Consider the following 11,146-nt stretch of genomic DNA (forward strand, 5'->3'; position numbering starts at 1 on the left):
GGCTTCGTGCGTTCAACCAGGGATATTTATGTCACGTCGCATTTCCCCCGTCATACCCGGCTTCGGGCTGACGCTGGGCTACACCTTGGTGTACCTCAGCCTGATCGTGCTGATACCGCTGGCGGCCATGTTCATTCATGCCTCCCAGCTCACCTTCGAGCAGTTCTGGAACATCATCAGTGCGCCGCGGGTGATCGCCGCGCTCAAGCTGAGTTTCGGCACCGCCCTGTTCGCCGCCATCATCAACGGTGTGATCGGTACACTGCTGGCCTGGGTGCTGGTGCGCTACACCTTCCCCGGGCGCAAGATCATCGACGCGATGATCGACCTGCCATTCGCCCTGCCCACCGCCGTTGCCGGTATCGCCCTGACCGCCTTGTACGCGCCTGCGGGCTGGGTCGGCCAGTTCGCCACCGACCTGGGCTTCAAGATCGCCTATACCCCGCTGGGCATCACCCTGGCACTGACCTTCGTCACCCTGCCGTTTGTGGTGCGCACGGTGCAGCCGGTACTGGCCGACATCCCGCGTGAAGTGGAAGAGGCCGCTGCCTGCCTGGGCGCCAAACCGCTGCAGGTGTTCCGCCACATCCTGGCGCCGGCCCTGCTGCCGGCCTGGCTCACCGGCTTTGCCCTGGCCTTCGCGCGTGGCGTGGGTGAGTATGGTTCGGTGATCTTCATTGCCGGCAACATGCCGATGAAGACCGAGATCCTGCCGTTGCTGATCATGGTCAAGCTCGACCAGTACGACTACACCGGCGCGACCGCCATCGGCGTGCTGATGCTGGTGGTTTCCTTCATCCTGCTGCTGCTGATCAACTTGCTGCAGCGCCGCATCGAAACCCCTTGAAGGAGGCCGGCATGTCCAGTTCATCCCTGAGTGCAACCGCCGCCGCCAACGCTGCCCGCCGTGGCAGCGCCACTTCGCGGCGTATCCTGATCGGCCTTGGCTGGCTGGTGTTCGCGCTGTTCTTGCTGCTGCCGCTGGTGATCGTGGTATCGCAGGCGCTGAAGAATGGTTTTGGCACCTTCTTCGAGGCGATCTTCGAGCCCGATGCCTTGTCGGCGCTGAAGCTGACCCTGCTCGCCGTGGCCATCTCGGTGCCGCTGAACCTGGTGTTCGGCGTCAGCGCCGCCTGGTGCGTGAGCAAGTACACCTTCCGCGGCAAAAGTATCCTGGTCACCCTGATCGACCTGCCGTTTTCGGTGTCGCCGGTCATTGCCGGCCTGGTCTACGTGCTGATGTTCGGCGCACAAGGCTTTTTCGGCCCCTGGCTGCAGGACCACGACATCCAGATTGTCTTTGCCCTGCCGGGCATTGTCCTGGCGACCATTTTTGTCACCGTGCCGTTCGTGGCCCGCGAGCTGATCCCGCTGATGCAGGAGCAGGGCACGCAAGAAGAGGAGGCCGCGCGCCTGCTCGGTGCCAATGGCTGGCAGATGTTCTGGCACGTGACCTTGCCCAACATCAAATGGGGCCTGATCTATGGCGTGGTGCTGTGTACTGCACGGGCCATGGGCGAGTTTGGCGCGGTGTCGGTGGTGTCGGGCCACATTCGTGGCGTGACCAACACCTTGCCGCTGCATGTAGAGATCCTCTACAACGAATACAACCACGTCGCGGCCTTCAGCGTGGCCAGCCTGTTGCTGATCCTGGCGCTCTTCATCCTGCTGCTCAAGCAGTGGAGCGAGAACCGTATTAACCGCCTGCGCCACAGCGCCGCGGAGGAATGATTCATGTCGATCGAAGTTCGTAATGTCAGCAAGCGCTTCAACAGCTTCCAGGCCCTGAACGCTATCAACCTGGATATCCACAGCGGTGAGCTGGTGGCCCTGCTGGGCCCGTCCGGCTGCGGCAAGACCACCTTGCTGCGGATCATCGCCGGCCTGGAAACGCCGGATGATGGCAGCATCGTGTTCCATGGCGAAGATGTGTCCGGCCACGACGTGCGTGACCGCAACGTCGGTTTCGTGTTCCAGCACTACGCGCTGTTTCGCCACATGAGCGTGTTCGACAACGTCGCCTTTGGCCTGCGCATGAAGCCCAAGGGCGAGCGCCCGAGCGAGAGCAAGATTGCCGAAAAGGTGCATGAGCTGCTGAACATGGTGCAGCTGGACTGGCTGTCCGACCGCTACCCGGAGCAGCTGTCTGGTGGCCAGCGCCAACGTATTGCCCTGGCCCGCGCCTTGGCAGTGGAGCCGAAGGTGCTGCTGCTGGACGAGCCGTTCGGTGCGCTGGACGCCAAGGTGCGTAAAGAACTGCGCCGCTGGCTGGCACGGTTGCACGAGGACATCAACCTGACCTCGGTGTTCGTTACCCACGATCAGGAAGAGGCCATGGAAGTGGCGGACCGCATCGTGGTGATGAACAAGGGCGTGATCGAACAGATCGGCTCGCCGGGCGAGGTGTACGAGCAGCCGGCCAACGATTTTGTTTACCACTTCCTGGGCGATTCCAACCGCCTGGCTTTGAGTGAAGGCCATCATGTGCTGTTCCGCCCGCACGAGGTGTCACTGTCGCGGCATGAAACCGAAGGGCACCATGCGGCCGAGGTGCGTGATATTCGGCCATTGGGTGCGACCACGCGGGTAACGTTGAAGGTGGAAGGGCAGAGCGAGCTGATCGAGGCCGAGGTGGTCAAGGACCATGACAGCCTGACCGGTTTGGCGCGGGGCGAGACGCTGTTCTTCCGGCCGAAGGTTTGGCAGAAGGTGGCGGATATCTAAGCCGCCCTTGATGATGAAAAGCCCGGGGTTGGTCCCGGGTTTTTTTATGCCTGTGAAATTGCCGGGGCTGCTTTGCAGCCCATCGCCGGCAAGCCAGCTCCCACATGGATCGCTTTGACTGCGGGCCATGTGCAGTACCTGTGGGAGCTGGCTTGCCTGCGATCGAGGGCGCAGCCCTCGCGGCAATTTCATGCCTTGCGCGAATATTTTGCATGCCCACAATGCATCGCCTTTACCCCTGACAGCTGCAGCCCGCGCAATCCGTGGTTTTCACGCTACCCTTCAAAAATGTTATTCAATTAAGTTCTAACTATAATTTCAAACATTACTTTAAGAGATAAGCCCCTGCCCCCGATGATTCAGCCACACACCTGAATCGAGACCCCAGGAGTTTGATCAATGGGTAATGTCCAGTCGGCCGTCAGGGCCTACGACCAGCCATGGCGCCCGGCCCCGGGTGACCTGGTCGAGCTTGGACGCACGCTTCGCCTGCCGCTTGGCCAGCTGCGCCTGCAACGCACGCCCGTCAGCGGGCTCAAGCGCCGCGACAAGCTGGTGTTGGGCCTCTTGGTGCTGGCACTGCATGGCGCAGCAGCGTACTGGGTGAGCCAGGCGCCAACGCCAGAATTGCCGGTAGTGCCACCACAGGTACCGCCCATGACCATCGAGTTCGCAGCGCCCGCACCGCCTGTGGTCGAGCCGCCACCGCCAGCGCCGGCGCCGCCTGTGGTCGAGCCACCGCCGCCGCCACCGGTCGTCGATGAACTGGCCGCCAAGCCCAAACCCAAGCCAAAGCCCGTGCCCAAGCCGGTGGTCAAGCAAGCGCCAAAGCCACAGCCCAAACCGGTCGAAGCACCACCGCCAGCGCCGGTGGCCGCCCCGGCGCCGCCCGCGCCAGCTCCACCCGCGCCGGCCCCGATAACCCCGGCATCGGCCAACGCCGCGTACCTGAAGAACCCGGCGCCGGAGTACCCGCAAATGGCGCAGCGCCGTGGCTGGGAAGGCACCGTGCTGTTGCGCGTGGAAGTGCTGCCCAGCGGCAAGCCCGGGCAGATCCAGATCCAGAAAGGCAGCGGTCGCGATGCCTTGGATGCCGCCGCGCTGGCCGCAGTAAAGCGCTGGAGCTTCGTACCCGCCAAGCAGGGCGACGTGGCCCAGACCGGCTGGGTCAGCGTGCCGATCGATTTCAAGCTTCGCTAACTATTTCGCAGAACACAGGAAGACACCATCATGAGCCTGCTGGCATCCCCCCTCGAATCCGTTGAAAGCGCAGTCATCTGGCTGCTGGTCGGTTTCTCTGTCGTCACCTGGGGCCTGGCCCTGGTCAAGGTTGCGCAGTTCGTGCGGCTGAAAAACCAGGACAAGCGCTTCCACCAGCAGTTCTGGGCAGCCTCCAGCCTGGACTCGGCTGCAGAAATCAGCCATGAGCTGCCCGGCCCGGCTGCCCGCGTTGCCCAGTCCGGCTACGCCGCGATTGCCGTTGGCGATACTCAGGCCAATGACCTGAGCCACGCCATCAACCACCAGGACCGCCTGGAGCGCGCCCTGCGCCAGCAGATCGTGCGTGAGCGTCGCTCGCTGGAAACCGGCCTGGCAGTGGTCGCCAGTATCGGCAGCACCTCGCCCTTCATCGGCCTGTTCGGCACGGTATGGGGCATCATGGAAGCACTCAAGGGTATCAGCGCGGCCGGCTCCGCCAGCCTGGAAACCGTGGCCGGGCCGATTGGTGCAGCACTGGTGGCCACTGGCGTAGGTATCGCCGTCGCGGTGCCGGCAGTGCTGGTCTACAACTACTTCCTGCGCCGCCTCAAGCTGACCGCTGCCGACCTCGATGACTTCGCCCACGACTTCTACAGCCTGGCGCAGAAGAGTGCCTTCCGCGTGCTGGTTCACCCTGCTGTGCAAAAAGCCCAGGCGGGTTTCACCCAGCCGGTGAAGGAGGCGTCCTGACATGGCCTTTTCGACCCAGGATAGCGACGAAGTCCTCAGTGAAATCAACGTCACGCCCTTGGTAGACGTCATGCTGGTGCTGCTGGTGGTGTTCATCGTCACCGCGCCGCTGCTGACCAACGCCATCCCCATCAACCTGCCCAAGACCGAGGCTGTGGCCCCGGTGGAGCAGAAGGACCCGCTGGTGGTCAGCATCGATGGCGAAGGCAAGCTGTTCATCAACAAGGACCAGATCCAGCCCGACCTGCTGGAAACCAACCTCAAGGCCGCCAAGACCAAGGACGCAGATGTGCGTGTGCAGTTGCAGGCCGATGACGGCGTGAACTACGGCGAAGTGGCGCGGGCCATGGCAGCCATCGAACGTGCGGGGATCAGCAAGCTGGCGGTGATCACCGCGCGCTGATACCCGCCAACCCTCTTCAGGCAAGTGCTTATGGGCCACATCTCTTGGCAGGGGTTGGCCCTTTTTTTGTCTGCGCGATCCCTGTGGGAGCGAGCGCGCCCGCGAACACCGGCAGAGCCGGTGCCATCCATCGCGTCGCCTGTTTCGCGGGCTCGCCCGCTCCCACAGGGATCGTGTCGATTTTTAAATTTGGTTATTAACAAATAGCTTCTTATTCCTTTACGAATATAACTCCCCCCCTATACTTGTCTCCAAGCACGCAAACTTACTGGAGGCGTCCCCATGCGCAATGAGTCAATTCGTTACCTGATTGTGCCGGGCTGGCAAGGATCGCCAGACAACCATTGGCAGAGTCACTGGCAGCGCACCCTGCCCAACAGTGCCCGGGTCGAGCAGGATGACTGGCTGACCCCGCAACGGCAGGATTGGGTACAGGCGCTGGAGCGGGCAATTGCCGCCGAGCGCTCGCCCGTGATCCTGATTGCCCACAGCCTGGGCTGCATCACCGTCGCCCATTGGGCCGCGCAGGCCAGCCCGGCCTTGCGGCGGCGGGTGCGTGGTGCACTGCTGGTGGCACCGGCAGACGTCGAGCGGCCTACCTGCGCGCCGGCCTTGCGCAACTTCGCGCCGATCCCGAGCGGGGCGTTGCCGTTCCCCAGCCAGGTAGTCAGCTCGGACAACGACCCGGCCGTAAGCGTGCCGCGGGCGCTGTACCTGGCCCAGGCGTGGGGCGCCGAAGCGGGGTTGTTGAGCAATGCCGGGCACATCAACGTCAAGTCCGGCCATGAGCGCTGGGAACAAGGCTTCGCCTACTTGTATCGCTTGCAGAGCCGGGTAGAGCAGCGCGCACTGCGTCGCGCCTGACAGCCCTTACTGTTTTCTGTTTACCTGACGCCCGGCCAATGCAGGCCTGGGGCGGGAGTTCGTCATGACGTTTCAAAACCCGTTTGGCCAGCCACTGCTGACTTTCCCTGAGCTGGACAAGAGCCCGCTGAGCATCCGTGCCAAGGCCTTGGTGTTCATCGACCCGCGTTCGCAGCAGCTGCGCGAAGACCTTGAGCGCCTGGCGCCGCAACCCTTGCCGGTGCTGATCCGTGGCGAGACCGGTACCGGCAAGGAGCTGCTGGCCCGGCAGATCCATCGTGCCAGCGACCGCGGAGGGCTGTTCGTGTCGGTCAACTGCGCCGCCATCAGCCCCACTTACGCCGATGCCGAGCTGTTCGGCTATAGCGCGGGCAGCCATGGCGGTACGGCCAGCAGCCGCGCCGGCTGGTTCGGTTCGGCCAACGGCGGCACGCTGTACCTGGACGAGATTGCCGACTTGCCGCTGGCCATACAGGGCAAGCTGCTGGCGGCCCTGGAAAATCGCGAGGTTACCCGGGTGGGCGCGCAGCAGCCACAGCCGGTGGATGTGCGCCTGGTAGCTGCCACCAGCATCGATCTGGCACGCGTGGTACGTGCCGGACGCTTCAACGAGCGCTTGTACCAGTACCTGCGCGAAGGCGCGCTTGAACTGCCGCCCCTGCGCGAACGGCCGGGCGATATCCTGCCGCTGGCGGAGTACTTCGTGGGCATCTACAGCGTACGCCTGCAGCGGCCAGTGCCGTTGGTAAGCGAGGCGGCGCAGCAGTTGCTGGAAGCGCATTTCTGGCCTGGCAATACCCGGGAACTTGAGAACGTCATCCACTTTGCGTTGCTGGTGAATGACAGCGAAGAGATCCAGCCAGAAGACCTCGACTTGCCCAACACCGCGCGCTAGACATCGCTCATAAGCAAAGTGACTGGTAGCAGTTTGGTTTTGGAATAAGCAGCTAAGTAAAAGATATTGTTACGGAATAAAAAATCTAGGTATTGTCCGCTTCAAGCCCGCTGGTGAACCGGTTGGGCAGCCGATTCGCCATCGCCGATGGCCCAGATACAGAACAAGGACCACCATGAAGAAGACCCTGCTGACCACCGCTCTGGCCGCTGCCCTGTCGCTTTCAGGCCTGGCCTCTGCCGCCGAGAAACTGGTGGTTGCTGCTACCCCGGTACCGCACGCCGAAATCCTCGAGCTGATCAAGCCGACCTTGGCCAAGGAAGGTGTGGACCTGCAGATCAAAGTCTTCACTGACTACGTGCAGCCGAACGTACAAGTGGACCAGAAGCGCCTGGACGCCAACTACTTCCAGACCCTGCCGTACCTGAAGAGCTTCAACGAAGGTAAGGGCACCCACCTGGAAACGGTGATCGGCGTGCACGTCGAACCCTTCGGTGGCTACTCGAAAAAGATCAAGAACCTGTCCGAGCTGAAGGAAGGCGCCACGGTTGCCATCCCTAACGAAGGCAGCAACAGCGGCCGCGCCCTGATCCTGCTGCAGAAGGCTGGCCTGATCACCCTGAAAGACCCGAAAAATGCCCTGGCCACCCCCAAGGACATCGCCGAGAACCCGAAGAAGCTGAAGTTCCGCGAGCTTGAGTCGGCCATGCTGCCGCGTGTGCTGGACCAGGTCGACCTGGACATGATCAACACCAACTACGCGCTGGAAGCCGGCCTGAACCCGGCCAAGGATGCACTGGTGATCGAAGGTGCCGACTCGCCGTACGTGAACTTCCTGGTTGCCCGCCCGGACAACAAGAACAGCGAAGCCATTCAGAAACTGGCCAAGGCCCTGACCAGCCCTGAAGTTAAAGAATTCATCGCCAAGAAATACCAAGGTGCTGTGCTGCCGGCGTTCTGATGCGGTTGCGTTACCTTGAATGAACCAACGCCGACACCTTTGTGTCGGCGTTTTAGTTTCGGGGGAGCCGATACCTGTGGGAGCGGGCATGCCCGCGAACACCGGCGTAGCCGGTGCCATCCACCGCGTCGCCTGCTTCGCGGCGGTTCGAAGGCTCGACGAGCCCGCTCCCACAGGGAGCCTTGTGAATCTTGGTCATCTATATATATGCAATAAAGGTATTTATTAAAAAGTTTTTAGATCATTAAAGTCTACCAATCGCGCCCCCGCGCACCCTGCAGACTTGCTCTACCCATGACCCTCGACACCGCATTCATCCTCAGCACACTACCCGCCTTCCTCAAGGCCGTGGGCGTGACCTTGCAGGTCGGTCTCATCGCCATCGCCACCTCGCTACTGGTCGCCTTGCTCAATGCCACCCTGCTGGTATTACGCACCCCCTATCTGTGGCGCCTGGTAAAAGCCTACGTGGAACTGGCACGCAACACGCCACTGCTGATCCAGCTGTTTTTCGTCTACTTCGCATTACCCAGCCTGGGCCTGAAAATTTCCGGTTTCAGCGCAGCCATCATCACCATGACCTTCATGGGCGGTGCCTACCTTACCGAGGTGTTGCGGGCCGGCATCGAGGCCGTGCCGCGTGCCCAGCTTGAGTCCGGGCGCTCCATCGGCCTGTCCGAGGGGCAGCTGCTGCGCCACGTGGTGCTGCCCCAGGCCGGTATCCTCAGCCTGCCGGCGCTGTTCGCCAACTTCATTTTCCTGCTCAAGGAAACCACCGTGGTGTCGGCAGTGGCCGTGCCGGAAATTCTCTACACCACCAAGAACTACATCGCGCTGTACTACAAGACCTACGAAATGCTCACCGTGCTGACCCTGCTCTGCGTGCTGCTGTTCCTGCCGCTTTCGTTGCTGCTGCGCTATCTGGAAAGGAGGCTGCAACATGGCCAGTTCGGGGTTTGAACTGTTGTTGCAAGCGTTGCCGCAGTTGGCCGGCGGCGCTGCACAGACCTTGTCCATCTCGGCGCTGGGCATCCTGTTCGCGACGCTGGGTGGGGTGCTGTACGGCGTGCTGGCAACCCTGGGCAACCGTGCCCTGAACATCGCCTTGCAGATTTACCTGGAGCTGTTCCGCGCCATCCCGGTGCTGGTCTGGCTGTATCTGGTGTTCTTCGGTCTGCCGATCTTCTTTGCCCTGAGCATCCCCAGCTTCTGGTGCGCCGTGCTGGTACTGGCCCTCTGGGGCGCCAGCGAGGTGGGTGAGGTGGTGCGCGGTGCACTGGCTTCGCTGCCGCGGGGCCAGCGCGAGGCAGGGTTGTCGATCGGCCTGGCCGGCTGGCAGCTGTATGGCTACGTGCTGTTGCCGCAGGCACTCAAGCGCATGACCCCGCCGACCATCAACATCTACACGCGGATCATCAAGACCAGCTCGCTGGCGGTGCTGATCGGCGTGGTCGAGGTGATCAAGGCTGGGCAGCAGATCATCGAACGCACCTACGAATCGGTGCTGATCTACGGCGCCTTGTTCCTGTTCTTCTTTATCGTCTGTTATCCGCTGTCCGCCGCTTCGCGCGTGCTGGAACGCCGCTGGGCACACTCATGAACGCATTGATCGAATTCCAGGGTTTCAACAAGTTTTTTGGCCCGCACCAGGTACTCAAGGACGTCGACCTCAAGGTGGCGGCCGGCGAAGTGGTGGTCATCCTCGGCCCCAGCGGTTGCGGCAAGAGCACGCTGTTGCGCTGCCTGAATGGCCTGGAGCAGGCCCACAGCGGGCACCTGCGCCCCGGAAAAGAGCTGCTCGACCCGCGTACCGATTGGCGCGACGTGCGCCAGCGGGTGGGCATGGTGTTCCAGAGCTATCACCTGTTTGGCCACATGAGCGTGATCGACAACCTGCTGCTGGGCCCGCTCAAGGTGCAAAAGCGCGAGCGTGCCGAAGCGCAGGCCCAGGCCGAGGCGCTGCTGGCGCGGGTCGGCCTGCTGGATAAGCGCGACGCCTTCCCCCGGCAGTTGTCCGGCGGCCAGCAACAGCGCATCGCCATCGTGCGCTCACTGTGCATGAACCCCGAGGTGATGCTGTTCGACGAGGTCACCGCCGCCCTTGACCCGGAGATGGTCAAGGAGGTGCTGCAGGTGATCCAGGGCCTGGCCCGCGACGGCATGACCCTGCTCATCGTTACTCACGAAATGGCCTTCGCTCGCGCGGTGGCCGACCGCATCGTGTTCATGGAGGCCGGCAGGATCCTTGAACAGGGCGACCCCGAGCGCTTCTTCACCCGACCGCAGACCGCACGCGCGCAGCAGTTCCTGGAGAAATTCTCCTTCGTAGAAAGCCTGCCAAAGACACTGCACAAGGAACTGTCATGAAAACTGCCAACCTCACCAAACTGCTGGCGCCGTTGTTCGGCCTGGCCCTGCTGGCCGGCTGCAACAAGGCCGAGGAACCGCCCAAGCCGGCAGGGGCATCGCCAGCCACCAGCTACCTGGAAACCATCAAGGCCCGCGATAAGCTGATCGTCGGGGTGTTCACCGACAAGCCGCCGTTCGGCTTCGTCGATGAGAAGGGCCGCTACGTAGGCTTTGACACCGACATTGGCCGGCGCCTGGCCAAGGACCTGCTGGGGGATGAAAACAAGGTCGAGTTCGTTGCCGTGGAGCCGGCCAGCCGTATTCCGTTCCTGCAGAGCGACAAAGTCGACCTGATCCTTGCCAACATGACGGTGACCCCGGAGCGCAAGGAAGCGGTGGACTTTACCAACCCCAACCTGCGCGTTGCCGTGCAGGCCATCGTCGCCGATGGCAGCCCGGTACAGAAACTGGATGACCTGGCCGACAAGACCATCATCGTCACCACCGGCACAACGGCCGATATCTGGCTGACCAAAAACCATCCGGAGTGGAAACTGCTCAAGTTCGAGAAGAACAGCGAGTCGCTGCAAGCCCTGGCCACCGGCCGTGGCGATGCCTATGCCCAGGACAACCTGATCCTGTTCAGTTGGGCCAAGCAGAACCCGGGCTTCCGCGTGCTGCCTGAGTTGCTGGGTGAAGAAGCACCGATTGCGCCAGCGGTGAAGAAAGGCAACACCGAGTTGCGTGACTGGGTGAATGCCGAACTGGCCAAGCTGGGTGAGGAGAAGTTCTTGCTGAAACTGTATGACCAGTATGTGCGCAAGGAACTGAGCGATGACACCAAGCCGGAAAGCGTGATTGTCGAAGGCGGCAAATGGCAGGGCTGATTGTGTAACTGGGGCCGCTTTGCGGCCCATCGCGACACAAGGCCGCTCCTACAGGGGACCGCGCAAGCCCAGGACACGCGGCCCCGTGTAGGAGCGGCCTTGTGTCGCGATGG

The 11,146-nt window shown here is 62.3% G+C and carries 13 protein-coding genes; all 13 read left to right on the forward strand.

All coding sequences use genetic code 11. The features are described 5' to 3' along the window. Positions 1–28 precede the first annotated feature (28 nt). The 13 genes from cysT to P0Y58_03405 all read left to right on the forward strand — a co-directional run bounded on the left by cysT (position 29) and on the right by P0Y58_03405 (position 11,033). Positions 29–847, forward strand: a complete 819-nt coding sequence (gene cysT, locus P0Y58_03345) for a sulfate ABC transporter permease subunit CysT (GenBank protein WEK31241.1) — start codon at positions 29–31, stop codon at positions 845–847. An 11-nt stretch (positions 848–858) separates the two neighbouring features. After that, positions 859–1,731 carry a sulfate ABC transporter permease subunit CysW gene (cysW, locus tag P0Y58_03350; protein WEK31242.1) on the forward strand — a complete coding sequence of 291 codons (873 nt, stop codon included), beginning with the start codon at positions 859–861 and terminating at the stop codon, positions 1,729–1,731. Positions 1,732–1,734: 3 nt separating this feature from the next. After that, positions 1,735–2,724, forward strand: coding sequence for a sulfate ABC transporter ATP-binding protein (locus P0Y58_03355; protein ID WEK31243.1), 990 nt, complete (start codon positions 1,735–1,737; stop codon positions 2,722–2,724). A gap of 399 nt (positions 2,725–3,123) precedes the next feature. Continuing rightward, positions 3,124–3,924: an energy transducer TonB gene (locus P0Y58_03360; protein ID WEK31244.1), complete on the forward strand. Its 801-nt coding sequence runs from the start codon at positions 3,124–3,126 to the stop codon at positions 3,922–3,924. Positions 3,925–3,954: 30 nt separating this feature from the next. Continuing rightward, positions 3,955–4,674 carry a MotA/TolQ/ExbB proton channel family protein gene (locus P0Y58_03365; GenBank protein WEK31245.1) on the forward strand — a complete coding sequence of 240 codons (720 nt, stop codon included), beginning with the start codon at positions 3,955–3,957 and terminating at the stop codon, positions 4,672–4,674. A gap of 1 nt (position 4,675) precedes the next feature. Then, the gene (locus P0Y58_03370; GenBank protein ID WEK31246.1) at positions 4,676–5,077 is read left to right on the forward strand and encodes a biopolymer transporter ExbD; all 402 of its coding nucleotides are present in this window, start codon (positions 4,676–4,678) and stop codon (positions 5,075–5,077) included. A gap of 282 nt (positions 5,078–5,359) precedes the next feature. Further along, the gene (locus tag P0Y58_03375; GenBank protein ID WEK31247.1) at positions 5,360–5,941 is read left to right on the forward strand and encodes an alpha/beta hydrolase; all 582 of its coding nucleotides are present in this window, start codon (positions 5,360–5,362) and stop codon (positions 5,939–5,941) included. A gap of 64 nt (positions 5,942–6,005) precedes the next feature. After that, entirely contained in the window at positions 6,006–6,836 is an 831-nt protein-coding gene (locus P0Y58_03380) for a sigma 54-interacting transcriptional regulator (protein WEK31248.1), read from the forward strand. Positions 6,837–7,011: 175 nt separating this feature from the next. Then, positions 7,012–7,797 (forward strand): MetQ/NlpA family ABC transporter substrate-binding protein, encoded by a 786-nt coding sequence (locus P0Y58_03385; protein WEK31249.1) that lies wholly within the window; start codon positions 7,012–7,014, stop codon positions 7,795–7,797. A 294-nt stretch (positions 7,798–8,091) separates the two neighbouring features. Beyond that, on the forward strand, positions 8,092–8,757 hold the full coding sequence (locus P0Y58_03390; protein WEK31250.1) for an amino acid ABC transporter permease: 666 nt from the start codon (positions 8,092–8,094) through the stop codon (positions 8,755–8,757). Then, positions 8,738–9,397, forward strand: a complete 660-nt coding sequence (locus P0Y58_03395) for an amino acid ABC transporter permease (protein ID WEK31251.1) — start codon at positions 8,738–8,740, stop codon at positions 9,395–9,397. Before P0Y58_03390 ends, P0Y58_03395 begins: the two co-directional genes overlap by 20 nt. Next, positions 9,394–10,164 (forward strand): amino acid ABC transporter ATP-binding protein, encoded by a 771-nt coding sequence (locus tag P0Y58_03400; protein ID WEK31252.1) that lies wholly within the window; start codon positions 9,394–9,396, stop codon positions 10,162–10,164. The genes P0Y58_03395 and P0Y58_03400 overlap by 4 nt, the downstream gene beginning before the upstream one ends. Continuing rightward, a complete protein-coding gene (locus P0Y58_03405) occupies positions 10,161–11,033 on the forward strand; it encodes a transporter substrate-binding domain-containing protein (GenBank protein ID WEK31253.1) in 873 nt (290 codons plus the stop codon). Before P0Y58_03400 ends, P0Y58_03405 begins: the two co-directional genes overlap by 4 nt. Positions 11,034–11,146 lie beyond the last annotated feature (113 nt).

This window comes from Candidatus Pseudomonas phytovorans, from assembly GCA_029202525.1.
Classification (GTDB): Bacteria; Pseudomonadota; Gammaproteobacteria; order Pseudomonadales; family Pseudomonadaceae; genus Aquipseudomonas; species Aquipseudomonas phytovorans.

Excerpts from the sequence above, each read along its gene's own strand:
- P0Y58_03380 (WEK31248.1), top strand. The coding sequence starts at position 6,006 with ATGACGTTTCAAAACCCGTTTGGCCAGCCACTGCTGACTTTCCCTGAG.
- P0Y58_03370 (WEK31246.1), top strand. The coding sequence starts at position 4,676 with ATGGCCTTTTCGACCCAGGATAGCGACGAAGTCCTCAGTGAAATCAAC.
- P0Y58_03365 (WEK31245.1), top strand. The coding sequence starts at position 3,955 with ATGAGCCTGCTGGCATCCCCCCTCGAATCCGTTGAAAGCGCAGTCATC.
- P0Y58_03385 (WEK31249.1), top strand. The coding sequence starts at position 7,012 with ATGAAGAAGACCCTGCTGACCACCGCTCTGGCCGCTGCCCTGTCGCTT.
- P0Y58_03395 (WEK31251.1), top strand. The coding sequence starts at position 8,738 with ATGGCCAGTTCGGGGTTTGAACTGTTGTTGCAAGCGTTGCCGCAGTTG.
- P0Y58_03355 (WEK31243.1), top strand. The coding sequence starts at position 1,735 with ATGTCGATCGAAGTTCGTAATGTCAGCAAGCGCTTCAACAGCTTCCAG.
- P0Y58_03400 (WEK31252.1), top strand. The coding sequence starts at position 9,394 with ATGAACGCATTGATCGAATTCCAGGGTTTCAACAAGTTTTTTGGCCCG.
- P0Y58_03360 (WEK31244.1), top strand. The coding sequence starts at position 3,124 with ATGGGTAATGTCCAGTCGGCCGTCAGGGCCTACGACCAGCCATGGCGC.
- cysW (WEK31242.1), top strand. The coding sequence starts at position 859 with ATGTCCAGTTCATCCCTGAGTGCAACCGCCGCCGCCAACGCTGCCCGC.
- cysT (WEK31241.1), top strand. The coding sequence starts at position 29 with ATGTCACGTCGCATTTCCCCCGTCATACCCGGCTTCGGGCTGACGCTG.
- P0Y58_03375 (WEK31247.1), top strand. The coding sequence starts at position 5,360 with ATGCGCAATGAGTCAATTCGTTACCTGATTGTGCCGGGCTGGCAAGGA.
- P0Y58_03390 (WEK31250.1), top strand. The coding sequence starts at position 8,092 with ATGACCCTCGACACCGCATTCATCCTCAGCACACTACCCGCCTTCCTC.
- P0Y58_03405 (WEK31253.1), top strand. The coding sequence starts at position 10,161 with ATGAAAACTGCCAACCTCACCAAACTGCTGGCGCCGTTGTTCGGCCTG.